The 26,205-nt window shown below is 45.8% G+C and carries 17 protein-coding genes and 1 riboswitch; of the genes, 14 read left to right on the top strand and 3 right to left on the bottom strand.

Annotated features, from left to right (window positions below; genetic code table 11):
- Positions 1 to 25: 25 nt before the first annotated feature.
- Positions 26 to 3,049, bottom strand: a complete 3,024-nt coding sequence (locus RIF36_RS27290; protein WP_350122044.1) for an AsmA family protein — start codon at positions 3,047 to 3,049, stop codon at positions 26 to 28.
- A gap of 172 nt (positions 3,050 to 3,221) precedes the next feature.
- Between RIF36_RS27290 and RIF36_RS27285 the strand changes: the two genes are divergently transcribed.
- From RIF36_RS27285 to RIF36_RS27270, 4 genes are read left to right on the top strand one after another with little or no spacing between them, the layout of a single operon-like run.
- Positions 3,222 to 3,866, top strand: a complete 645-nt coding sequence (locus tag RIF36_RS27285; RefSeq protein WP_339784531.1) for a DUF4230 domain-containing protein — start codon at positions 3,222 to 3,224, stop codon at positions 3,864 to 3,866.
- 24 nt (positions 3,867 to 3,890) lie between these two features.
- Positions 3,891 to 5,345: a pyridoxal phosphate-dependent decarboxylase family protein gene (locus tag RIF36_RS27280; protein ID WP_350122046.1), complete on the top strand. Its 1,455-nt coding sequence runs from the start codon at positions 3,891 to 3,893 to the stop codon at positions 5,343 to 5,345.
- Positions 5,346 to 5,371: 26 nt separating this feature from the next.
- Entirely contained in the window at positions 5,372 to 5,593 is a 222-nt protein-coding gene (locus RIF36_RS27275; protein WP_350072731.1) for a UPF0175 family protein, read from the top strand.
- Complete coding sequence (locus RIF36_RS27270; RefSeq protein ID WP_350122048.1) at positions 5,586 to 5,921, top strand: PIN domain-containing protein; 336 nt, start codon at positions 5,586 to 5,588, stop codon at positions 5,919 to 5,921. Before RIF36_RS27275 ends, RIF36_RS27270 begins: the two co-directional genes overlap by 8 nt.
- 119 nt (positions 5,922 to 6,040) lie before the next feature.
- Here RIF36_RS27270 and RIF36_RS27265 read toward each other — a convergent pair whose 3' ends face one another.
- Positions 6,041 to 7,078, bottom strand: coding sequence for a homoserine O-acetyltransferase family protein (locus RIF36_RS27265; protein WP_350122050.1), 1,038 nt, complete (start codon positions 7,076 to 7,078; stop codon positions 6,041 to 6,043).
- A 99-nt stretch (positions 7,079 to 7,177) separates the two neighbouring features.
- Entirely contained in the window at positions 7,178 to 8,485 is a 1,308-nt protein-coding gene (locus RIF36_RS27260) for an O-acetylhomoserine aminocarboxypropyltransferase/cysteine synthase family protein (protein ID WP_350122052.1), read from the bottom strand.
- A 252-nt stretch (positions 8,486 to 8,737) separates the two neighbouring features.
- Positions 8,738 to 8,846: riboswitch (SAM riboswitch) on the bottom strand.
- Between the two features lie 208 nt (positions 8,847 to 9,054).
- Between RIF36_RS27260 and tpiA the strand changes: the two genes are divergently transcribed.
- From tpiA to RIF36_RS27210, 10 genes are all read left to right on the top strand, one after another.
- Complete coding sequence (gene tpiA / locus RIF36_RS27255) at positions 9,055 to 9,819, top strand: triose-phosphate isomerase (RefSeq protein ID WP_350122054.1); 765 nt, start codon at positions 9,055 to 9,057, stop codon at positions 9,817 to 9,819.
- Positions 9,820 to 10,164: a 7(1) septoil knot domain-containing protein gene (locus RIF36_RS27250; protein WP_350122056.1), complete on the top strand. Its 345-nt coding sequence runs from the start codon at positions 9,820 to 9,822 to the stop codon at positions 10,162 to 10,164.
- Positions 10,165 to 10,193: 29 nt separating this feature from the next.
- Positions 10,194 to 11,033 (top strand): 50S ribosomal protein L11 methyltransferase, encoded by an 840-nt coding sequence (gene prmA / locus RIF36_RS27245; protein ID WP_350122058.1) that lies wholly within the window; start codon positions 10,194 to 10,196, stop codon positions 11,031 to 11,033.
- Between the two features lie 74 nt (positions 11,034 to 11,107).
- On the top strand, positions 11,108 to 15,874 hold the full coding sequence (locus RIF36_RS27240) for a hypothetical protein (RefSeq protein ID WP_350122060.1): 4,767 nt from the start codon (positions 11,108 to 11,110) through the stop codon (positions 15,872 to 15,874).
- A gap of 221 nt (positions 15,875 to 16,095) precedes the next feature.
- A complete protein-coding gene (locus tag RIF36_RS27235) occupies positions 16,096 to 17,478 on the top strand; it encodes a dipeptidase (RefSeq protein ID WP_350122062.1) in 1,383 nt (460 codons plus the stop codon).
- Positions 17,479 to 17,562: 84 nt separating this feature from the next.
- Complete coding sequence (locus RIF36_RS27230; protein WP_350122064.1) at positions 17,563 to 19,590, top strand: protein-disulfide reductase DsbD family protein; 2,028 nt, start codon at positions 17,563 to 17,565, stop codon at positions 19,588 to 19,590.
- Positions 19,591 to 19,599: 9 nt separating this feature from the next.
- Entirely contained in the window at positions 19,600 to 20,895 is a 1,296-nt protein-coding gene (locus RIF36_RS27225; protein WP_350122066.1) for a peptidoglycan DD-metalloendopeptidase family protein, read from the top strand.
- Between the two features lie 80 nt (positions 20,896 to 20,975).
- Positions 20,976 to 23,267 carry a patatin-like phospholipase family protein gene (locus RIF36_RS27220; protein ID WP_350122068.1) on the top strand — a complete coding sequence of 764 codons (2,292 nt, stop codon included), beginning with the start codon at positions 20,976 to 20,978 and terminating at the stop codon, positions 23,265 to 23,267.
- Between the two features lie 68 nt (positions 23,268 to 23,335).
- Positions 23,336 to 24,070 (top strand): OmpA family protein, encoded by a 735-nt coding sequence (locus RIF36_RS27215; RefSeq protein WP_152001286.1) that lies wholly within the window; start codon positions 23,336 to 23,338, stop codon positions 24,068 to 24,070.
- A 38-nt stretch (positions 24,071 to 24,108) separates the two neighbouring features.
- Positions 24,109 to 26,190 carry an OmpA family protein gene (locus tag RIF36_RS27210; protein WP_350122070.1) on the top strand — a complete coding sequence of 694 codons (2,082 nt, stop codon included), beginning with the start codon at positions 24,109 to 24,111 and terminating at the stop codon, positions 26,188 to 26,190.
- Positions 26,191 to 26,205 lie beyond the last annotated feature (15 nt).

Here is a 26,205-nt window from a genome sequence, read left to right as displayed (position 1 = left end):
TTGAAACGTCTCGTGAGAGCAGGAATTATTCTCCTCCTCCTTTTTTCTTCTTAAGCAGCCCTTTCAGTTTGTCGGCAGCCTCCTCCTTCACTTCTTCTTTCTTCTCTTCGACTTGTTCCTTCACTTCTTCCTTGGCAGCCTCTTTTTTCTCCTCCACTTCTTTCACAACGGCTTCTTTCTTTTCTTCGGCTTGCTTAATTGCCTCAGCTTTTGCTTCATCAGCTTTCTGTGTCGCCTCATTCTTCTTGGCATCCATTTCTGAAGCCAGCTTCGCCTTGGCAGCATCGGTGGCTGATTTTCCACCTTCGCCTGCATCTACGCCTTTCAATGTCACTTTTGGATCATCATAAGTGCCCCCAACACCGAAGTTCATAACAATGTTAGAGGAGATAGCCGAGCTCACTCCGGTTACTGAAGCTATTGCCTGGTTAGCGGCGGCCGATGCGGCACCGGCAGGCACGTTCATGGCCATGACGTAATCCATAGTACCATCAATACCATTACTTCCGGCAATAGTGGTTTTGTATTTGCCTACATTTACATCGAAGGGCTTCAGCCACACTCTTCCGTCCCTGATTTCTGCCTGCATAATCACGTCCTTCAGGCTCAATGTCCCTGAGTCATCACCAAGCTTCGATACCGAAGAGAGTGCAGTCAGTACCTTCACCTCGTTTACCTTTCCTTCAGCTACCTTTACCACACCCTGGCCAAGGATCGACTCCATGACCGGCATCATATCCTGGCCTAAACCTCCAGCCATCACAAAGTCAGTGGAGAACTTTCCTTCCATCTTCTCAGCTATCGGAGCCAGTTGTTGGACTGTCGTGAATGTATTGTACGCTGCTTTGATTGACATATCGGTGATTGAAAAATCAAAGGCAAATATTGGCTTCTCAAGGTCACGGCTATCGTACTCCCCGTCCATTGCAAACAGGCCATCCATCAGGTTGAACTTACCATTATCAAGTTTTACAACACCGTCTTTCACAATGATATTGCCCTTCATGTTTTTGATCTCCATGTTGTCATACAACAGACTGGTAATGCTTGATCTAAGAATGAAGTCGATATTCTTTGGTACTTCTACCACTTCAAGGGCAGCCGTGTCGGCCTCCACAGTGGCAGTGGTGTCTTCATCGGTCATCCACTCGTTCAGGTCAAACGAGTTTGAAGAAAAATTCAGCTCGCCTTTGATGGTTTCATCGTTCATCACATAGGCCATATAGTTGGTAATGGCACCGGTCATGGCCATGTCGCTACGGCCAAGCGTAGCGTTGAACTTACTCAGGCGAACTTCTTTTGGATTGAAGCTCAGTTCAGACTCAGAAATAGCAAAGCCCTGGGGCAGGTCGGCATCTGCATAATAGAAGTTGCTTACGGTCATCCCTCCACTTGTAGCCAGCTTGTCGTATCTCTCGGCATCTACATCCGACATTTTGCCTTTCGTCTGCATATTGGCAGCGATTTTGCCTTTCAGCTCCATGCCCTCCATTGGAAAGATTTGCATGATCTTCTCGAGATCAACACCTCCATTCACTGCCAAATCCCAGGTATAGTCATCGAGGTTTTCAAACCGTAGTGTTGATTCAAGCCTTTCTCCATCTACCAACATGGTAAATTTGTCCATCAACACCACCGTTTCAGCCATTTTGCCGCTTTCGTTTTTGATGGTAGTGTGCATGTTGATCTGCTCCATGGGCACAGGGTAGTCAGCATATTTGATGAATCCATCCGCCAGGCCCATTTCCATGTCGATTGTTGGAATCGTGTTGGCGATGCTGTCATAAACGCCTTGAGATTTGGCACTCATGCTGAACATGCCCTTCATCTCAAGGCCTTCCATTGGGAACATGGTGGCCAGCTCACCGAGGTTTAGTTTTGCCTGAATGTCAGCCACCATGTCGTAATTCACCAGGTTTTTGATGGTTAGCTTGGCGTCTACCGGATTACTACCGAAGTCGAGGTGGAACTGTTTGATGTCAACCACCGTGTTGTCTATGTTGCCATCAGCACAATCGATCAACATATCAACATTCACATTACTCACTGCTGAGGGCAGATCAGGATATTTAAAATTGCCGTCGATTACCTTCATGCCAAAGTTGAACGCTGGCATTTGAGTGTCGTTGTAGATGCCTTTTACAAGCCCACTGAATTGGGTGTCGCCAGAGGCTGTCAGCCCGGTGAAGCTATCACTGTACATGCCAGGCACAAGCGACAACAATGACTTGAAGCTATTTTCAGGCGATGAAAAATTAATGTCCATGTCGTACCCTTCTTCTGGCATGGCAAAATACCCGTCAAAGTTGAGGCCGAAGTCATTGAGCGACACCACATTGTCCTTAAAGGTAAATTTCATCTGGCCTAAGTCCATATTCAGAGCCATGTCGGCTTTGAGCCTTTTATTGGACATGTATTCTACACCATCATAGGCGACAACCAGATTTTCTATTTCTGTATAAGTGTCCATATCAAACACCTCCAGCGTAAAGTCGCCGCTTCCCGTGTGGTTCATGCCTTTCATCGCCATGTAGAAAGGTATGGTAGCGTCGTCATAAACAATGTTGCCATTTTTGATCTCCCATTTGTCGATGCCAAACTGAACATCACCACTTTCTGTTGGGGTTTCTTCGGCAACTGGTTCCTCCGAGGGCTTGGCTATATCATAATTGGCTTTGCCGTTGGCCAGCACTTTCACGTAGATATTTGGCTCGTTGAGGTACAAACCGCTGATACGGTAGTTGCCGTTGATCACAGACATGATGTTGACCACCACGTCTACCTGATCGACCGCAGCCAGGGTGTCTTTCTTAAATTCATCTATGCCAACAACCCCCAGGCCACCGAGTGTTACTGTTAGATTGGGAAAGTTTTTGAAAAGTGTAAGGCCAAAGCGTGATTCATCAAAATAGACTTTGGCGTTAACATTCTCCGCAATTGCATCGTCGAGCGCTGCCTTAATATCATCTTTATAGATGAATGGTAGTATGGCTGCTGCCAAAAGCACTACTACAATGAATCCACCAACAATCAATAGAAACTTTTTCATGGCTGAGTGATTTTAAATTCGGAAAGGACAATTACCCGTATATATTACGTTTTCGTTTGAAGTAATTAGATGCAAATTAACAATTTAGAATGCTGAATGATAATAACGAGGACATGATTTATTTATGATGTTTATGCATCAGCATCTATTGAATTTATAATTTTCACAAACAATGATCTTTACACCCAAAATAATCTTCAGAATATTGCTATGGGCGCTCTTGCTGGTCGGCGGAGTAGTGCTGTGGTTCAACAGTGGGTTGTTTGTTGAGCCGGCCACGGTGAACCAGCGACACCAGGTGCTGCTGAAAGAAATCGAAGCATTGGGCAAGCTGGAGCTGGTGAAGTACCGGATGCAGGATGTGGTGGAAATAGAGAGACTCAGCAAGCGATACCTGGATCTGGGAATTTTCAGGATACAGGACGGTGGCGACTCAAAGGCGGTGCTGATTGCTGCAGGAGAGGCTGTAGCATGTATTGACCTTTTAAAAGTGACGACTTCTGACATTATCGACGGCGACACACTGGTGATTCAACTACCAAAACCTGAGCTTTGCTACCACAAAATTGACCACAGCAAAAGCAGGTTTTACGACTTAAAAAGGGGCATTGGCCTGGAAGACAAAGAGTTCAACCAGTTTATTGACACTGCCTACGCTCAGGCCGAGGCTCAGATGATGAAATCCGCCCTCGATGGTGGCATCCTTGAGGAGGCAGAGGAAATGGCTTACAAAATCCTCTTGCCGCTACTCAATAAAGTTGCGTCCCGGCCTGTAATCATTTATTTCAAAGAGGAGGACGTTATCCGCTTAAACTAAGCCGTAAAAAACTCTCTACATCAAATGAATCTAGACTTTCAGGAAAAAGAATTCCGGCAATACACCGAGCAAGCAGTAGCCATCTACTTCGGCTGGTTAAAGCACCTCAGAGACTCCAAAATCTATCGCAACTACACACCAGCTCAAATTCAGGAGCGATTTAATGAAGCTCTTCCCGAGGACGAAACATCTATGGAATCGTTGCTGGCGAGTGTTGGTTCCGACGTTTTCGAGATGTCGAACTTCAACCCGAGCCCCAATTATTACGGGTATATCACCGGCGGAGGCAATCAGGTTGGCATGCTTGCTGAGTTTCTAAAAGCTGGGTTGAACCAAAACAACCTGAAGTGGCACAACGCCCCGGCCAACTCCGAAATGGAGAAAATAGTCATAAAATGGCTCTGCCAGTTCATGGGTTATCCTGATGACAGTGCAGGTGTGTTGGTAAGTGGTGGCTCGGAAGGTAACTTCCTGCACCTCGCCGTCATGCGAAAAGTGATGGGGCCTGCCTCTCTTTCTCAGAGGGGCCTTTATGGCCAAAAACCTATGACGGTCTATGTTTCTAGTCAGGGTCACTCAAGCTTCGACAAAGCCATGGATCTGCTGGGCATGGGCAAAGAATATCTTCGGAAAATTCCAGTGGATGAACAGTTTCAGGTGAGAGTAGATTTGATGGAAGAGGCCATTCAGAAAGACCTGAACGAAGGATTGCTTCCCATTGGCGTTATCGGTATTGCAGGTTCTACCAACAACGGCGCCATCGACAAGCTCGATGAACTGTCAGCCCTCTCCAAGAAATATCAGTTGTGGTACATGGTCGACGCCGCCTACGGTGGCCCTGCGGCAGGCACCACTTTGGCTGGTCATCTTTTTAGGGGAATGAATGAGGCCGATGCCGTTCTTGTTAACCCTCATAAATGGCTCTACGTGCCCTTTCAGGTGGCGGCTGTTATTGTGAGAAAAAAAGAGCACCTCAAAAACACTTTCAGCCTGGTGCCGGACTACCTGCGGGGAGGTTTGGAAAAGACGGACAGAGAAGACCTGATGGATCTGACGTTACAGCTCACCAAAGACTTTAAAGCACTGAAAGTATGGATGACGTTCAAGGCCTATGGAGCGAAAAAACTGCGACTGGCTATAGAGAACGACATTTCAGTGGTGAGGTATTTTCAGGATTTGGTAAATGCCTCCGAAGACTTCGAAATGCTGGGGCCAGCCAATTTGTCGATCGCCACCTTTCGATATGTTTCAGATGACATTGGAATAAAAAGTAACCAGACAAAAATTGACGCAGTAAACGAACGGATACTCGAACTGATAGAAGAAGACGGACGCATCTTTTTTGCCGGCACCCGTATTAGTAACAGGCCTGCTTTGCGTATCAACTGTAACAATTACCGCAGGACGAAAGCTGATATCGACTTTTTGCTGAAAGTGTTGAGGGAATTGGGTGAGAAGGCACTGTCTACTCTTATCTAGTTGATTTTATATTATATTTGTTTTACATGAAAACAATTACGCTCAATCTTCCGGAAGAGACTGACGAGAAAGAGGTCAAGATGATCGTTGCATCATCACTCTTTGAAAAAGGGATATTGTCGTCTGGCCAGGCTGCTACTTTTGTTGGCATCTCCAAAAGAGAGTTTATTGAAACTGTCGGCAACTATGGAGTGTCTATTTTCGGAGAAACCGCAGACGACCTGAAGAAGCCATTTCCTCATGGCTGAGGTGATTATCTCGGACACAAGCTGCCTAATTGCTTATCAACGAATTGACAGGCTCGACATCCTTCAAAAGTTATTTCATGAGTTGATCATTACTGAGCAGGTTCTCCCTGAGTTTGGCAAAGCTGTTCCTAAATGGATAAAGGTCAAGTCAGCACCGACCCTGTTTAGTCATAGCATTCTTGAAACGCTCGATTTAGGAGAAGCAAGTTCAATTTCGCTCGCTCTAAAAACGCCTGATTCAATTCTAATTCTTGGCGAGCGGAAAGGAAGGAAAGTTGCCGCCGACCTGGGCCTGGAAATTATAGGCTCACTAAAAATCCAGTTCTAGCAAAACATAAAAAGATCATTCCCAGTGTGCGTGAGGTAGTGGGTCAGCTTTCTGAACAAAAATTTCGATTTTCCACACACATAGTCCGACAGCTTTTAATAGAAGCAGGCGAAGAATAGTTACACCTCTACCATCACCCTCCTGTAAAACTTCTCTATGGAAGCGCCAATGGCCTCCCATTCTATCAGAAACCCGTCGTGTCCGTAAAGCGAATCGATAATATCCAGTGAGGCATCGTCAACGTGGGAGGCCAAAAACACCTGTTCATCAATAGGAAACAAAATATCGGACCTGATACCAACAAAGTGAGAGTTGGCTTTTATCTGCGAAAGTGCTTTCTCTATGCTGCCTCTTCCTCTGCCCACATTGTGCGAATCCATTGCTTTTGACAGCCTCCAGTAGCTATAAGCATTGAATCGCTTCTTCAGCTTTTCTCCCTGGTACTGCTGATAACTCGATGCCAAATAGTCATCGGTTTTTTCAGTCGTGTCCTCCTCCTGCGTTCTCTGGTAAGTAAGGTAGTGCCTGTAGGAAAGCAGGGCAATTGTTCTGGCAGTCTTCATTCCCTCAAGCCCAGCATCTGGTTTGCTTTCCTTAAATGTAGCGTCGTTCACAATCGCCATCCTTTGTGACTCGTTGAAAGCAATGCCCCAGGGTGAATGATGGGCGTTGGTGGAAACTCCAATGAGGTTCTCAAAAACTTCAGGCTCAATAATGGCCCACTCCAGTGCTTGCTGCCCTCCCATAGAGCCCCCAATCAGGGTATGGACTTTCTCGAAGCCAAGGGATTTTCTCAATTGAATAAAAGCGCCAACTATGTCCCGGTTGGTGGGCGTGGGAAAATCGTGAAAGTAGGGTTTGGCTGTGGAGGGATTTTTGTCGAGTGCGTTAGTGGAGCCATAACAGCTCCCCAGCATGTTAGCACAAATCACAAAGAACTTCTCGGGATCATACACTTTTCCGGGCCCAAACAACCCTGGCCACCACTCTGAAGGGTTGGAGTTGCCAGTCAGCGCATGACAAACCCAAACCACATTATTTTTTTCTGGGCTTAGCTTACCAAACGTCGTATAAAGCAAATGGTATTCGGACAATTGCTTACCAGATTCAAGCTTTAGTGGTTCGGTTGATTTGTATATATCCTCAGCTATTTTCACTCCTTCTTCAATTTTCTTGGGTTAAAATTCCTCCCGGGAGCATCTGTTACCACCGGGAGGTAAGTCATCAATTAACCTGTATATATAATTAACTAAAATCTACTTTTTTAGTTGGTCAAAAGCCTGTGTCAAGTCTGCTTTAATGTCGTCCACATGTTCAGTACCAGCCGACAGTCGCAATAAATTAGGGTCAACCCCAGCTTTTAACTGCTCCTGCTCGCTTAACTGTTGGTGAGTTGTCGACGCTGGGTGAATAATCAGCGTTTTCGAATCCCCCACGTTGGCCAGGTGGCTGACAAGTTTCAGCGAATCAACAAACTTCTCTGCATTGGCCTTACCGCCTTTGACTTTGAATGACAGCACACCACCAAAGCCCCTCTTCAGGTATTTCTTGGCCAATGCGTGGTATTTGCTGCTGGCCAAACCTGGGTAGTTTACACTTTCAACCAAAGGGTGTTTTTCCAACCATTGCGCCAACTCAAGGGCGTTCTGCACTGTTCTGTCCAGTCTGAGAGAAAGTGTCTCAATGCCCTGGAGCAAAAGGAAAGAATTGAAAGGGCTTATCGCTGGGCCAAGGTCACGCAAGCCCTCCACCCTTGTTCTGATAGCAAAAGCTATATTAGGCAGTCCAAGTGGGTTTCCTTCACCAAACACTTCCCAGAAGTTCAGTCCATGGTAGCCTTCAGATGGCTCCGAAAACTGCTTGAACTTTCCATTGCCCCAGTTGAAGTTTCCACCGTCAACAATAATCCCTCCAATACTTGTGCCATGACCACCAATCCACTTGGTGGCAGATTCAACTACCACGTTGGCTCCACGCTCCAGCGGGCGAAAAAGGTAGCCACCGGCACCAAAGGTATTGTCAACCACCAAAGGAATATTGTGCTTCTTCGCTACTGCTGCTATCGCTTCAAAATCGGGAATGTTGAATTCCGGATTGCCTATCGTTTCAAGGTAGAGTGCTCTGGTATTTTTGTCGATCAGCTTTTCAAACTCGGCCGGTGAGTCATTTTCTACAAACCTCACGTCAATACCCAACCTCTTGAAGGCAACTTTGAACTGGTTATAAGTGCCTCCATACAAGTGGTTGGTAGATACCAGGTTTTGGCCTGCTTCCAAAATGTTGTGCAAGGCCAAAAGCTGTGCGGCCTGGCCCGATGCTGTTGCCACTGCAGCAACCCCTCCTTCCAGAGCAGCAATTCTCTTCTCAAAAACATCCGTCGTCGGATTCATGATCCGTGTATAGATGTTCCCAAATTCTTTCAGGGCAAACAGGTTGGCACCATGCTCAGAGTTTTTGAATGTATAGGAGGTGGTTTGATAAATAGGTACCGCCCTCGACTGTGTGGCTGAGTCTACTTCCTGACCTGCATGTAATTGCAGTGTTTCAAATCTTAATTGTGACATATTATAAGGTGTTTTTAAATTGAAGTTGAATTAAAAAATTGCCTGTAACGGGTCGGCACACTGGCCAATAGTCCGTCGTTTGCTGCTAAGCGACAAAGGCAAAAGCGCCTAGCAGCAGATACAGCAGCAGCAACGAGCAACAGCTGCCTCGATTGAAAAATTTAATGCGTGAATTGATTGAGCCGATGAAAGGCCGTACGATGGGGTAGCGCTTAACGCTAAAAGAGATTCCTGATTTTTCATTTTGCTCTCAATTTATATTCTCCGCCAACCGGCGGATCAGGATTTAGCACCTTACCACCTTGAGTGGCCGGTTGCTAGCGCTTCATAGAGCCTGTCTCTCCACGCTTCTTTATAAATCAATTGCTAAGAATTGACTTGAAGGCACAAACGTAGATATGCCGAATTATGTTTCCAAACATTTTGCAAAAAATTTCCTGAGTGCTGATTTTGAAGGTATTGCCTCGAAAATGACGCATTTTATTTTGTGTTCCTCCGACAATTAACTCAAATGCGGTCTTCTAAATATTCATATTCAGCTATATTTGGGCCCGATTAAAATGAAAATCATGAGAAAGAAGATTGTAGCAGGAAACTGGAAAATGAATAAGAACCTTGAAGAAGGACATCAGCTGACTTCCGAGGTAGTTAACATGGTGAAGGACGAAGTGACCAGCGCCGTGCAGGTGGTTTTATGTACACCTTTTATTCATTTAAACTCTATCAGCAAACTTTTGGCAGGAAGTAAAAACGTTATGCTTGGTGCGCAAAACTGTAGTGAACATGCATCAGGTGCTTACACGGGCGAAACGTCAGTTTCGATGCTCAAGTCTGTCGGCACTCAGTTTGTCATCATTGGCCACAGCGAGCGAAGAGAATACTTTGGAGAAACCGATGCTCTTTTTGCAAAAAAGGTTGATGCGGTGCTGGCAGCTGGCATGACGCCTATTTATTGCTGCGGCGAAAAACTGGAAGTGCGTGAAGCCAACAATCATATAAAGCTGGTAACTGCGCAGGTCTCTGAAGCACTTTTTCACCTTTCGGCCGAAGCGCTTCAAAAAGTAGTGATTGCTTACGAGCCAGTTTGGGCCATTGGAACTGGTAAAACAGCCTCCTCCGCACAAGCCCAGGAAATGCATGCTGAAATCAGAGCTCACCTGGCCGGAAAACATGGCAAGAATGTTGCCGAAGAGATTACCATACAATACGGCGGCAGTGTGAAGCCGGACAACGCAGTCGAAATTTTTGCCCAGCCCGACGTGGATGGCGGACTGATCGGTGGCGCCTCCCTGAAGTCACGTGACTTCGTTGACATTGTAAAAGCAATGAAGTAAATGAATATTTTCGTTTTCCTCGGTTTAAGTAGTTTAAGCCTTTCTTCTGTCGAAAAGCCCGTAGTTGCTGTAGATCAGGATTTCTGTGGCGTTTATGGAGCCATTTTCGTGGAAACGGACAGAAGAAGGGCTGATTACATCGTTTTTGAAGATGAAAACGAAGCTTTTGCCGACATGCTGATTTTCAAGGAGAGCAGCAGGGTTTTTGCTGACAGGCAGGGCATCTGGTACTTCACAGAAAACCGTGGCTTGGCCGACTTCACCATATACTATGTCAAAGAAAAAGGCCAGCAACACTTTTCTGTTAATTTCACCGACACCGAATCATTTGCCGGCTGCAGATAGGCAGTTAACCACCCTAATCCAGGTCAACAATGGACTTTATCGAATTGCAAATTAAGACCTCCAGGGATCTTGCAGATATTCTCATAGCCGAGCTGGGAGAAATTGGCTTTGATACCTTTCAGGAAACTGACGAGGGGTTTAATGCCTATATTTTGGAAGGGAGCTTCAAAGAGACTGATGTCAAAGAAATTATCCAGAAGTATTCTTTCCTTGGCATTGCCAGCTACGAGACTGCAAAGATTCCGAAGGAAAATTGGAACCAAAGCTGGGAAACCAACTACCACCCTATCGAAATCCCCGGCCGCTGTAGGGTCAGAGCGTCTTTTCATAAACCCGACCCATCTTTTCCGTTGGAAATCGTTATTAACCCAAAAATGTCGTTCGGCACGGGGCATCATTCCACCACCTATCTCATGATGGAATTATTACTCGATAGTGACTTGCAGGGAAAGTCGGTGTTTGATTTTGGCACTGGCACTGGCATATTGGCCATTTTGGCCGCCAAACTCGGTGCAGTGCACATAGATGCCAGCGACATCGATGAATGGTGCATTGAAAACGGCATTGAAAACATTGCCATTAATGATTGCAGTAATATTAAAATCCAGCTAGGCGCAGTGAAGGAGGTAAAAAAGAACCCTTCTTACGACCTGGTCATCGCCAATATCAATCGAAATGTGTTGCTGGAAGAAATGCCAGACTATGCCGCTGTGCTTCCGGAAGGCAGCAAGCTTTACCTAAGCGGCTTCTACGAAACTGACCTACCAGTAATTGAGGAAAAAGCCATGTCACTTGGCTTTCGCAAGACCACCCATAAGGTACGAGAGGCGTGGGTGGCAGCTGCTTTCGAAAAAAAGGCGGTTGAATAGATAGTAACAGGCCCCCATTTTTCGTTACCTTTGAAGTTATGCAGGTGTTTTTAAGGGAACGGTTATCTCTCAAAATGAGATTCTTAGCAATATTCCTATTGCTGTCCTCACATCTATGGGCCCAACAGTTTACCTTTTCAACTGACCCAAATACATTCGGGCAAGATTTATCAAACGGCATCAGGCAAATTGACAACGAGGGAGCTGCCAAGATTGCAGCTGATTTCGTTACCGTTTGGAACTCAGGGCAAATCAGTGCCGACCAGAAGAAAATCATTATCGACATCGCCGTCAAAATGCGGGATCGCAGGATGCGAACCTACCCATACTTCGAGTTCTTCGGTGCCTACATAGCCTACGCCATTCAAAAGGAAAATATTAGCTCTACCGAGCTCACAAATCTTCTCAAGATCAACAATCAGGTGGTCGACACCTATCGCAACAAGGAGTACAGTGAGTTTTTGCTCATGCTCAATCAGTTTTTTGCCCGAAGGGCTTTGTACTACACCAAATACTTCAAACTATATGCCGAGGGAGGCACTTATGGTTTTGAACTGGACGAGGCGGAGCCAGCCTATGTGTTGCCAGCTGAAGAGCCTCCCATTGAAGATGAAATTGTTGAAGAAATTCCGGCCGATAGTGGCTGGGGAACTGCCGACACCGGCAACGACGGTTGGGGCACGCCCTCCAATAGTGGGTGGGGCAATGACTCAGGATGGGGCAACGACCCGGTAGCCGAGCCCGAGCCCGCTACTGACGCTTTTGTGGCAGAGGTGGTTAACCAGGCAATGCTCCCCCCTGTGAGCGGCCCTGTAATAAAGCTCAACAATGTGAATTTCAGGTTAGTAACACCCTATGACTCCGTCGGCATCCAAAACACGTCAGGCTCGGTTGTCATCCACGACAAAGTATTCGTGGGCAGCGGGGGTAAATTTAACTGGCCTGGCGAAGCAAATGGTGCCGAAGCGGCCTCAGTTACCTTTACTGATTACAGCTTTGAAATCACTAAACCAAGAATAAGTGCGGAGAAGGTCAGTCTCAGCTTCCCTGCCTGGTTTGACGGAGAAGCAGAGGGAATTTTCGACTTCAAGAGCTATCAGAGAACAGACAAAGAGGAGCTGTATTTTCCCCAGTTTACTTCCTACTATGCCGACATCACTTTAAAACTTAAAGCGCCAAATGCTACGTATACGGGGGGCTTTTCTATTATAGGAAACAAATTTTACGGCACGTCCGCCCTTAAGCGACCATCTGTACTAAATATTAGAGATGACTTCGGTCGTTCTTTTACAGCAAGGGGCGTCAAGTACGCCTTCGAGGACTCCTTGATAACGTCGGACAAGGCAATGGTCGCTATTTACCACAATGGCGATTCAATCTTCCATCCGCAGAATAAACTGGTTTTTGATGAGGGCAAAAACCTACTCACTCTATACAGAGACCAGAATAAATTCAAAGGCACGCCTTACTCTTCGTCGTTTTTCGTGATGGACTTTAGCGCCGACAAAATTAGCTGGGATTTGAAGACCGACAGCCTCGATATCTCTATTATGAATGCTCGAAATCGTGTCCCAGCGGTTTTCGAATCTCAAGACTACTTTAGCGAAAAGAGGTTTTCAATGTACCCGGGCTTGTTCGGATATCATCCTATCATGGCCGTGGTTCGGTATGCCAGGAATTCAGGAGCAAGTGAATTTTACCTTCGCGACATGACAACGGCCTATAAGCTTGACTACAATCAGGCGCTTGCGGCAATGAATTTCCTTTACCAAAATGGCTTCATCAATTTCCAGGCTGAAACGGGGTTCATAAAAGTGAAGGACAAATCTTTTCACTACATTCTATCTAATCAGAACAAGAAAGACTACGATAACCTTATCGTACCTTCTCTTACTGAGCGGTATCCTAACGGCACTCTCAATTTTGGCACCAAAGAACTCACTCTCAGGGGCGTTGACAGGGTATACATTACTACCGACCTGAAGGTTTACATGGAACCAGACAGCGGTGTAGTCAAAATTCTGGAGGGTAGGGACTTGCTATTTAATGGAATGGTGAATGCCGGAGATTTCGTCTATAAAGGAAAGGATTTTCAGTTTCAATATGCGGACAACCTTTTTGCCATGCCGACAATTGACTCCATCAGGATTCAGATTCCAGTGCCTGACTCACTTAAGGTTGAAGGCGGTGAAGAAAAGACTGCCTTGCATAACCACCTTGAGCTTACCTCCGGAACCCTATTTGTAGAAAGCCCCGACAACAAGTCAGGGAAAAAGCAAAACCTCCAGTACCCTTACTTTACTTCCGATTCCGAGGCTGTTGTTTTCTTCGACTCTAAAGAGATTCTTAAAGGAGCCTATAACAAAACAGTGAGGTTTGTCATACCTCCTTTCGAAATCGACAGTTCCAATAGGAGCGATGGGGCAAGTATAAGCTTTGAGGGCACATTCCACGCTGGAGACATACTGGAGCCATTTGAGGAGAAGCTTGTTATTCAACCTGATAAGTCACTGGGCTTTGAGCATAAAATACCTGAAAGCGGTTACAAGCTGTATGGGGGCACTGGAACACTCTACAACAACCTAAGCCTGAGTTACCAGGGCTTGAGGTCAAATGGAAAGATTGACTATTTAACGACTACCGTATACTCTAACGACTTTATTTTCTATTTGGATTCTACTTCAGCCATTGCTCAAAGTGGCGAAATCAGGCCGGGCAACTTAGGACCGGCGTCCTTCCCACAAGGAATAATGGGAGCCCTGAGAATGAAATGGCTGCCCAAAAAAGACAGCATGTTTCTTAAAAATATAGGTGACCCCATTGAGTTGTACAATGGCACAGCCAAGCTTCAGGGGGCTGCAAACATTACTGCCAAAGGCGCCTTTGGGCTTGGCACGCTGGAGACACGTGGGTCGAGGGTGAAATCGAAGCAGTTCAGTTTTTCAGAAACAAAATTCAGCGCCAGGCATGGAGCGTTTGAAATTTTCACTGACAACCCACAGAAGCCAGCCATGGCGGGAGAGGATATTGCGCTGAACTTTGACCTCGCCAGCAACATTGCAGACGTGCACCCTGAAAAGGCCGGTGTAGCGGCCATAGGCTTCCCTTATGCGCAAATGAAGACGTCAATCACCAACGCCATCTGGAACCTAAACGACCAAAAGATTACGATGAGCAAGCCGGCCAATGTTGCTATTGAAGACTCCTACTTCTACTCAACCCGGCCCGACCTCGATTCGCTGGCGTTTAACGCAACAGCGGGTATTTACGATATCAACCGTTACGAGTTGAACCTGCAGGGCATTCCGTACATCACGGTGGCGGATGCGGAAATAACGCCGGAAAACGAGGAGATTACTATCCTTGAGAATTCAACACTACAGGAGCTTAAAAATGCCATTGTCAGGATCGACACTGCCAATCGTTACCACACCCTGACCAACGGACTCATCACCATTGTTGACAGAAATAAATTCACCGGCAGCGCCCTGTATCAGCTCGTCAATGCGGCGCAGGACACTTTTACGATCAAGTTCAATCAGTTTGAGCTTCAGAATGTGCCCATTGCAAAGAACAGGTTCAAGACGATGACGGTGTCCGAAGGCGATGTGCTGGAAGATCAGGATTTTGTGATGTCGCCGGGATTTCTGTACAAAGGTCGGGCGAAAATGTATGCAGACCGGAGGGCGCTTGAGCTGATTGGCGGAGTGAAGCTCGACTGGAAGAAAGAAAGGGACTCTCAGTGGATCAGCTACACCAACAAAACTGAAAACCCTGAAGTGCTTGTCAACTTTGATGCCTCAACAGCGGAAACAGGTCAGAAACTAGTCGCAGGCCTACACTATGACTCATTTGACGACATTATATACCTGACCTACATTAACGACAAAAACGACCCGATTGACTTTGATCTTTTTACACCTCATGGCACCCTTTCTTATAATCTTGAGGGGGATTTCTACAAAATAGAAGACCAAGCCAAGTCAGACGGGAATTCCTATGCTGGTAGCACGTTCATTTACTCCGAAAACACCAATAGTGTGATCTTTGAAGGCCCGGTAACCTTTATAAAAAACAGCGCCGATTTCACTTTGAAGGCATCTGCAAAAGGGATTGGCCGACTCGACTCCTCCTACTTCAAAATGACGGCTTTTTTAACGGCCGACTTCAAAATTAGCCCAGCCGCAACCGAGGTTATGACGAAAGACCTCGTTGACATTATTGAGCGCCTGGGGGCTCCACAGGCAAATAACATACAGGGTGACTTGGTTTATCTCCTCGCCAACCTTACTAGCGATCAGATAGCCAAAAGCTATGAAAACAACACTTTGAAAAATTACGTGCCGTTGGTATCTGTGTCGCCAGAGCTTCAAAAAGCACTGTCTCTCTCGGAGGTCAACCTGCAATGGAATGCTACTCACAAGGCCTGGTACAACGATGGCAAGATTGGCATTTCAAACATTTTCAGAAACGACATAAATGCAGAAGCTGACGGCTTTGTTGAAATTAAAAGAGACCCCCTTGGAGACATCGTAAATATTTTCATCATGTTTTCAGAAGCCACCTGGTACCACTTCAGGTTCGACCAGAACAGGCTCCTTATTCTCTCTTCCAACCAGAAATTTAACGAGGAGATAAGAAACTCCTCTACACTTGAAAAAGCCGCACTAGGTGCTTTTGCTCTTGGGCTTGGCGAGGAGTCCGAAACGATGACTTTTATCAATAATTTCCGCAAAAATTACTATAATATCGACAAACCTTTCAAACTACAATTCACTACCGACCCTGCCTTTGGAAAGGACAGCTTTGATACGATTGAAAAAGACAAAGACGGTTTCTAATCCTGCGACTGCCAGGGTAAACAAGCCCTTCCCGAAAGTTCGACCTGGTTGTAACTTTTTTCAATACGACCACGGACAAATACCATTGATACATAGCAGATTTGCCTTTGCAGCGTCTTGGTAATATTCCTTACTTTTACCTGATGAACACACTGATGTTTCATTCCGAAGAAATGCAGCACAGCAACCTTTAACACATTAGCCCGATAAATTAAAATTTCATGAGTGTTAAAACCAAGATTCCCTACATCGAGGAAAACCAGCAAAGGTTTTTAGATGAGCTTTTTGAGTTGTTGAGAATTCCATCGGTGAGTGCCGACAAAAAGTTCAAGGACGATGTAAAAAGAGCAGCGGAGTTTATAAAGAAGAAGCTAATTGAAGCTGGCGTCGATAAGGCTGAAATTTGCCGTACTGATGGTCATCCCATTGTTTATGGAGAAAAAATAATTGACCCCACACTTCCAACTGTTCTTGTATATGGACACTACGACGTGCAACCTGCCGATCCGTACGAGCTTTGGGAAACCCCTCCGTTTGAACCCACCATTAGAAACGAGAAAATCTATGCCCGGGGTTCTGCCGACGACAAAGGCCAGATGTACATGCATATCAAGGCATTTGAAACGATGATGCGCACTAATTCGCTCACCTGCAATGTAAAGTTCATGATCGAAGGTGAGGAAGAAGTGGGCTCCAACAATCTGGGCATTTTCACTGAAGCCAACAAACAGAAGCTGAAGGCTGACATGATTATGATTTCTGACACGGGCATCATCAGCAATGAACATCCTTCTATCACAGTTGGGCTTCGTGGTCTCACTTATGTGGAAGTGGAAGTAACAGGGCCAAACAGAGATCTTCATTCGGGTATGTATGGCGGCGCTGTGGAAAATCCCATCAATGTTCTTTGTGAAATGATCCACAAAATGAAGGACGAAAATGGTCATATCACTATTCCCGGGTTCTACGATAAAGTCGTGGAGTTGTCAAAAGCAGATAGGGAAGCTATGGCGAAGCAGCCCTTTTCGCTCGAAAAATATAAGAAAGACCTCGACATAGCCGAAGTTTTCGGAGAAGACGGCTTTTCGACTATTGAGAGAACCGGCATCAGGCCGACTTTCGATGTCAACGGCATTTGGGGAGGTTATATTGGCGAGGGTGCCAAAACGGTGCTTCCCTCCAAAGCCTACGCCAAAATCAGCATGCGACTAGTGCCAAATCAGAACTCTGACGAAATCACAAAGTTGTTTACGGACTATTTTCTGAACGTAGCCCCTAATACAGTAAAGGTAAAAGTAACACCCCATCACGGAGGCGAACCCGCTATGGTGTCCACCAAGTCCACAGCCTACCAGGCAGCGGCATTGGCAGTGGAAGAAGCCTGGGGAAAAGCCCCGATCCCCACCAGGGAAGGGGGGAGCATACCCATCGTAGCACTGTTTCAGAAGGTATTGGGCCTCGACTCTTTGCTGATGGGCTTTGGATTGGATGAAGATGCCATCCATTCTCCCAATGAGAGCTATGGCATATTTAACTACATCAAAGGAATTGAAACCATCACGCTATTTTATAAGCACTTTGCCACTTTGAGCAAAGCAAAATAAAAACTGGCAAATAAACTCTCTGCGAAGGGAATGCGTTAAGGAGTCAAATTTGGCCCTTTCTCTTTCTGGAAAAAGAAGAAACTTATGAAAAGAATACTACTAGGTCTGTTTGGAGTTTTTACCATTTTTGCCTCCTACGGGCAGGTACAAAAGCCCATATCGTGGAGTTATGAGTTGAGCAATAAAGACCCCAAAGTGGGAGATACGCTTAGCCTCATTTTCAAAGCTAAAATAGATAATACCTGGTATTTATATTCTTCAGACTTCGACCCTGATCTCGGTCCAATTGTAGCAGAGTTTGATTTCATCGACGATCCCTCCTATGAAGCAATTGATAGCATAAGACCTATTGGCGCCAAAAGAAAGTACGACGACCTGTGGGAAGGGGAGTACACGTATTTTAGAGAGCATGCTGAATTTCGTCAAACCATTCTCGTCAATAGCCTGCCAATTAACCTTTCGGGCAGTTTTTTCTATCAGGTTTGCACTGATGTAGATGGCAAGTGCATCAACTTAGACGAAGACTTCACATACGCCACCTTCTCTGGAGATTCCAGAAAAAGCTCCGTAGAAGTAAAAAAAGGTTCTAATGACACCGAAACGGCAGTCCTGAACAAAAGAGACTCCACGGATGCCTATTCACTCTGGGGCTTTATGGTCGTTGCCTTTTTAGCAGGGCTTGCGGCGCTGCTCACACCCTGTGTGTTTCCTATGATTCCCATGACGGTTACTTTTTTTACCGGAAAGGGAGACAAGAAAAGTGGTAAGGGCATGGCCTTGTTTTATGGCTTCAGCATCGTGCTTATTTATACCCTTATTGGATCGCTGGTTGCTCCATTTATGGGGCCTGAAATTGCCAATGACCTGGCCACTGGCTGGGTACCTAATGTCATTTTCTTTTTGGTCTTCATTGTTTTTGCCCTGTCATTTCTTGGGCTTTTCGAAATCACGTTGCCCCACAAATGGGTCAATGCTATGGATCGAAACGCTGACAAGGGCGGAATGATTGGCGTTTTCTTTATGGCCTTTACGCTGGTGTTGGTTTCTTTCTCTTGCACAGGCCCGATCGTCGGAAGTATCCTTGTCGAGTCGGCCGGGGGAATGATCTTGAAACCGATTTTGGGTATGGCGGCATTCTCTATGGCTTTTGCAGTGCCATTTACATTGTTTGCCTTTTTCCCGAACTGGCTGAGCACATTGCCAAAGTCCGGCGGGTGGCTCAATTCCGTTAAAGTGGTGCTGGGTTTTCTGGAGCTCGCTTTGGCGTTCAAATTTTTGAGCATTGCCGACCAGGCCTATCACTGGAATATCCTCGACAGAGAAATCTATCTGGCTATCTGGATTGTGGTGTTTACCTTATTGGGGTTTTATCTGTTAGGCAAAATACAGCTCCCCGGCGACAGCAAAATGGAGAAGCTGCCAGTACCAAGATTAATTCTCGCAGTAATCACATTCACATTCGTGGTTTATATGATCCCGGGGATGTTCGGTGCCCCCTTGAAAGCCCTGGCCGGATATTTACCTCCACAGTCCACGATGGATTTTGACTTGCCCGGCATTGTTCGTCAGCAGGGAGCTTCTTCCAATTCAGGCACAGCATCCAACAGCATCTGCGAACCGCCAAAATACGCCGACATGCTTCACTTCCCTCATGGTCTCACTGGCTATTTCGACTACGACCAGGCCATTGCCTGCGCACGGGAACAACAGAAACCGCTTTTTATCGATTTTACCGGACATGGCTGCGTGAACTGCAGGGAAATGGAGGCAAGGGTGTGGTCTGACCCTCAGGTGCTCGAAAGACTAAAAAATGACTTTGTACTAGTGGCGCTTTACGTGGACGAAAAGACCGAGCTCCCCGAATCACAGTGGTATGAGTCGGAATATGATGGTAAAATCAAAAAATCCATTGGGAAACAAAATGCAGACTTGCAGATCACGAGGTTTAACAACAATGCCCAGCCTTTTTACGTGATTTTGGATCCAAACGAGAACCTTTTGGCTGCTCCCAAGGCCTATGACCTCAATATTGCTAACTTTGTAACGTTTCTGGATAAGGCGAGTTCTTCTATGACGAAGAACAAACCCGTTTTTTCGACCATAAACCCCTGATTCGACCTGATGAAGAAATACGTTCTGGCAGGAACCATCTTAGTAATAATCTCTTGTTTATTTTTCCTCGCATATAAACACCAGCAAGCTACCTACCAACCTGAATACACCGGCGAAACGGAATTGGTTACGGTAGACACAGTCACAACGGTCTACGAACCCGAAAGACTCTACGGTTTTAATTTGGATTCTTTTAACGTTTACGAAGACATCGTTAAAAGAAATCAGACACTGTCTGATATTCTGAAGACCTACAATATTGACCCCACCAAAATTTATGAGGTGGCCACTAGCTCAAGAAAAGTCTTCGATGTAAGGAAAATTGGCTACAGAAAAAGCTACACCGTTTTCACCACAAAAGACTCTGCGGCGAAGGTCGTAGCCATGGCTTACGAACCGGACAGAACCGAATATGTGGTCTTCCACATGTCCGACTCTGTTTATACAGAGCGAGTACAAAAGGAAAAAGCGCTTCAAGTTCGGGCTATTGCTGCCAAAATTGAGTCTTCGCTCTATGAAACGCTCATCAACGCCAATGTTTCCCCCATGCTTGTTTCGAAGCTGGTTGACATGTACGCCTGGCAAATCGACTTTTTTCATATTGATGCCAACGATTACTTCAAAGTCATATTTGAAGAAGAGCTAATTGAAGGCGAGGTGGTAAACATTCCAAGGGTGGTGGGGGCCTATTTTTATCATGCTGGCCGTGATTTTTATTCGGTGTACTACAACCAGGGAGACGGGCTGGATTACTTCGATGAGGAGGGAAACAGCCTCCGAAAAGCTTTTCTCAAGGCACCTGTTAATTTTAGCCGGATAAGCTCTCGGTATTCGGGTAGACGGTTTCACCCCGTGTTAAAGAGGTACAGGTCTCACCTGGGGACGGACTACGTAGCAGCTAAGGGAACGCCAATTTATACTGTGGGTGATGGTGTTGTCACGGAAGCCACCTACCATTCAGGAAACGGTAACTATGTGAAAATACGGCACAACGCCACCTACACTACTCAGTATCTGCACATGAGTAAAATAGCCAGCGGCATGCGGCCCGGCAAAGCGGTGAAGCAAGGTGAGGTTATTGGCTACGTGGGAAGCACAGGGTTGGCTACGGGGCCGCATGTTTGCTTCCGGTTTTGGCGCAATGGCGTTCAGGTCGATCCTTTCTCTGTCGAAATCCCACCGTCGCAGCCTATTGCTGAGGCGTATAAAGAAGCATATTTCAAAGAAAGGGATAAGATTCTTTCGGCTATTGATACCATCTCCTTTTTAACCGAAAAGCCAGTTCTCAATGCTTCTGTAGATTAACCTTCTCTTCCTGCACACTTTAATTTGTTGCCAGCAGTTTAGACAGTATATTCTCGCAAAATTTTCTAAAACAGTCAAGTATGGGGAAAAGGCTGACTTTGCTCCTTTCAATGTCACTCATTTACTGTTGCAGCTTTTCCCAAAAAGTGGCGCTTGTACTTAGCGGCGGCGGCGCCAAGGGGCTGGCACATGCTGGGGTAATCAAAGCCCTCGAGGAAAACAACATCCCTATCGACTACATAGTGGGCACTTCAATGGGCGGCATCGTAGGTGGGTTCTATGCCGCCGGATACAGTGCAGACCAAATCATGGAAATAGCTCTATCACAAGACATCCAAAACTGGGTCAAGGGAGTGATCAGAGATGACTATAACTACTACTATACCCAGAAGGATCCTGACGCCCGATGGATGTCGGTTGAATTGTCACTTGACTCTGCCTTTACGGCCTCTTTCAGTGCCAATATAGCTGAGGATCATGCGCTGAACTTCGCCCTGGCCGAACACCTGGCGCAGGCATCCCGAAAGGCTGCCTACAATTTCGACAGCCTTTTTGTGCCCTTCAGGGCAATGGCCGCAGAAGTTTTCACGCAGCAGGCAGTGCTGCTGAGTGATGGAAACTTGTCGGATGCACTCAGGGCTTCAATGACGGTTCCCTTCTTCTTCCGCCCTATAAAGTTTGATGGAAAGTATCTTTTCGATGGTGGCATTTACAACAACTTTCCCGTGGACATTGCCATCGAGGAATTTAAGCCCGACATCATCATTGGTGTTAATGTAGCCTCAAAGGTTTACAAGGAATACCCCTCCAAAGAAGCCGACCACCTTGTGAACGAGCAATTGCTCTTTCTTATGCTTGATAAGTCTGACCCGACAAGACTGGAGGGTAACATCTACATCGAGCCCAATCTGGAAGGGCTCAGTTCAACTGATTTTGCAAGAGCCAAAAGCATAACCGACAGTGGCTATTTGGAAACTATGAGGCAAATGGAGTTCATCAAGTCGAAAATAAGTCGTCGTGTTGAGAAGGAGGAAATCGCCTCTAGCAGAAACTCATTTAAATCAGATTTTGTACCGCTCGACTTCAGTGAAGTGGAGGTCGAGGGGTTTAATTCCAGACAAACAAAATACCTCGACAATCTGCTGGAGAAAAAGAACAAAATTGTTGAGCTCGAAAAGATAAAATCAGGCTACTACAAAATCGTTTCTGAAGACTACTTCAGAAGTATGTATCCTCAAATCACCAAGAGCGAAACAAGTGACAACTACAAGCTAAAGTTGACAGGCTCACCTCACAGGAAGGTGAAAATGATTTTAGGGGGAACAATGACCAGCCGAAGCACCTCTAACCTGCTGGTTGGCGCACAATACAAGCGGCTTGGCCAGGTATTCACCCACTTCGACGGTGCCATCAATGCCGGCAGGTTTTACCAATCTGCCAAAGCCAGCGCCAGGCTTTACTTTCCAACATATATCCCCTTCTATCTGGAGCCAAAATACGTTTACAACAAGTGGGATTTTATTAATTCTACTGAAATACTTTTGAAGGACAAGGCTCCCACAATAGTCAATCAGGTGGACAGAAATTTCACCTTCAACATCAGTACTCCCCTGGGCACTCACCACAAACTGACGTTCAGCCCGGGCCTTTTTTACACCCGAGATAATTTCGCCGCTATCCCGGAAGTTAATACCAGCGATGTACTTGACGAACTGCGACTCAAGGGTTTTATGGGCAAAATAAAAGTGAGGCAGAGTAACCTCAACTTCTATCAATACCCAACAAAGGGAGAGGCCTTTGAAGGTTCTGTTGGCGGATACCACGCTTCAGAAAAATACTTTCCGGGAAGCACCTCCGGACTTGCTTACAGAGAGGCCAGCCACTCCTGGCTAACGGCGAAAATCTCCTACGAAAAATACAACAGGTTGCTTAGCTGGTATGGAATCGGTTATCAGGTGGTCGGCCATTTTTCAACATTCCCTGCCCTAAGCAGCTACCGGGGAACTCAAGTTGCCGGTGGCGGCTACTACCCATTTCAAGACAGTCATACTCTCATTCTGGAAAACTTCAGATCCAATAAGTTTGCCGCTGGCGGTCTGAAGCAGATGTTTTTTGTTCGTGACAACCTTCATTTCAGGATGGAGGGACATTTTTTTGCGCCACTCCAGTTGCTTGAGAAGTTGCCAAATGAAATGCCTGTATATAGACAAAACACCAGGAAGATATTTTTCGCTGCATCAGCAGGTGTAGTCTTTCAAAGCCCAATAGGCCCCATTGCCTTTGCTGCTAACTACTATGATGATGAAGAGCAAAAATGGGGAGTACTGTTTCATTTGGGCTACTTGCTGTTCAATGAACGAGCCTTTGATTAATTCAATAATTTTTTTTATTAGCTTCGAAAAAGCTTACTTTTATTGGAAAAATTACTATCGACCTTACCATGAAAATAACACCGGCAGCATATCTTGCCCTGTTTTTTATAGCAAGTGCGTGGCAGCTTAAAGCTAATGCTAGTTTTTTATCAACAGCAGGGTTTTATCAGCAGAAGGATTCCTTAGTTAAAGTGTCTGGAAAAGTTGTGGATGATAAAACCGGAGAACCTATTGTCGCCTCTGTTTTCTATGAAAAGCTTCCCTATTATGATGATATGGGATCGAATAAGAGCAAGCAGCAAGATGGCTCTTTTGAGCTATTCCTATTCAACAACACTTCCTACACCATGAAAATTAAGGCAAATGGGTATGATGCTGTTGACAGAGAATTTAAGGTTGGGCTACAGGCAGGCGATTCTGCCTTTAATTTGGAGTTCCGCCTTACCCCTGACAGGGCTAATCAAATGATCACTCTCGAAAATCTTATTTTCGAAAGAGGTAGGTCAAAGATAAGCTCAAGCTCGTTCGAAGAGCTGGATCGTTTGGTGGACTGGCTTAACGAGAGGCCCAACATGGTTATTCAGCTTGAAGGCCACACCGACTTTGAAGGCAGCGATGCCGCTAATATGGAGTTGTCGTTGGAAAGGGTAAATGCCGTAAAAGATTATCTAATTTCTAAAAACATAAAAAAGAACAGAGTGCAAACAAAAGCTTTCGGGGGCACTCAACCACTTACGCTTGAAAGAACTGATGAAGATAAACGAAGGAATCGCCGTGTTGAGGTACGAGTCATTCGAGAATAATTTATCCCTAATCCTAAACCTTATTGAATCGGCTTGATATGAAAAGAATTCTACTAGTATTATGTTCTTTTGCAATTGGCATAAGCCTGAAAGCACAGGAATCTGTTAGCTGGGCCAGTAGAGTCATTGAAGTTTCGTCAGAGATGTCCCCACTGGAATACTCAGCAATGCAGGTGCTTCACAAGCCCAACGTGTTGCCCAATGGAGGCGACAATCCCAATGCCTGGACCCCCAACAAGGCCGACAGAACCGAATTTATCACTGTTGCTTTCGAAAAGCCTATTAGAGCACAGCAAATTGCAATCGCTGAGTCGCAAAACCCGGGTGCCATTTCGCAGGTATATGCCTACGATGCTTCCTTCAATGAGTTTTTGTTGTTTGAGCTGACTCCCAGAGCCATCCCTATAGAAAGCAGGCTGCTCAACCTTTTCTTCGAAAGAACCAGTTATGAGATTGCCGGCATCAGGCTCGTTATTGATGGGCGTTCTATCAAAGGGCTTAACAGTATCGATGCCATCGGTATAAGTGACTCAAACATTCCTATTACAGTATTGGTCAACATCGCCCAGAATGTAAACCAAAACCTGGAAACAGTTGAAAAATTGGGAGAAAACGTAAACAGTACCTACGTAGAGCACAGTCCAATTATATCTCCTGACGGAAAATACCTCTTTTTTAGCCGTCAGTACCATCCACAAAACGTTGGAGGCGTGGATGACGCCGAGGACATCTGGTATTCAGAATGGAATGAAGAAAAGCAAGAGTGGAACATTGCTAAGAATGCGGGCCCACCATTGAATACAAAAGGGCCAAACTTTGTTTCTTCCATAACTCAGGAAAATGGAGAGATGATACTTTTATTGGGTAACCAATATGGTAAAAAGGGCAAAATGTTTGCTGGTGCTTCAATGAGCAAGCTTGTCAATGGTGAATGGGCCGAACCTGAGAACATCGAGATTGAGAATGACTACAATTACAATTCCAGAGTAGACTATTCGCTTTCGGCAGACGGCAAAGCAATGATTATCTCATCGGAGAGGGACGACACCTACGGCGGGCGAGACCTCTATGTATCATTCAAAAAAGGTAACGGCACCTGGTCGGAGCCTAAAAACCTTGGTGGGGATCTCAACAATGCTTCTGATGAGCAGGCACCTTTCCTGACCAACGACAATAAAACCCTCTACTTCTCTACAAAAGGCATCAGTGGATACGGTGGTGCGGACATCTTTGTAACCACGAGGCTGGATGACACATGGCAAAACTGGTCGGAGCCCGAAAACCTCGGTGCAGGGATTAACACTGCAAGTGACGACATCTATTTCAATATGCCCACTTCAGGCAAGCATGCCTATTTCTCAAGAGGAGATGAAAATGAGGACACTGATATTTACAGGTTCGAAATTCAGGAGTTTTTCATCGAGTCCGACAAACTTTTGGCTACTACCGAGCTGGATGGTGCGAAGAATAAAAATCTGAAGCTAAACCCAAGAGACGTTGTGATTGCGCTAAATGGAAGAGTGCTTGATGAGAAAACTCAAAAGCCTGTTATAGCCACAATTATGATAGAAAGACTTCCTGATGGTGTTGATATTGGCGCAGTGAAGACCAATCCTGAAACGGGCGAGTTTCACTTTAGCCTCAGAGGAGGTGCACACTATGGCGTTATCACAGAAGCCGCCGGCTATATTTCTCTTGATAGAAATCTAGATCTTAATCAGCCTAACCCTGAAGAAAAAACGAGGCAACTTGATCTTTATATGGTTAAGCTGGAAAAGGGTGCGGAGATTTCGTTCAACAACATATTCTTCGATCTTGAAAAATATGAGCTGAAGACCGCTTCATACCCGGAACTTGAAAGAGTAAAAGAGATGCTTGAAGCACAGAGAATTGGAAAGATTGAGGTTTCTGGCCACACTGACACCTCGGGCCCGGAAGATTACAATCAACGACTATCTGAGCTTCGTGCCAGAGCGGTATACAATTACTTTGTCAACAATGGCATCGATAAAGCAAGACTGACTGTGGTGGGGTATGGTGAAACCAAGCCCAAGGTACCGAATGACACAAGAGAAAACCGTGAGAAGAACAGAAGGGTAGAGTTCAAAATCATGGAGTAAATCAGGTGCTTTTGC

It is taken from the genome of Imperialibacter sp., assembly GCF_040222815.1.
GTDB lineage: Bacteria > Bacteroidota > Bacteroidia > Cytophagales > Cyclobacteriaceae > Imperialibacter.
The sequence above is the reverse complement of the archived record's forward strand: the minus strand, read 5'-3'. Positions and strand labels throughout refer to the sequence as shown.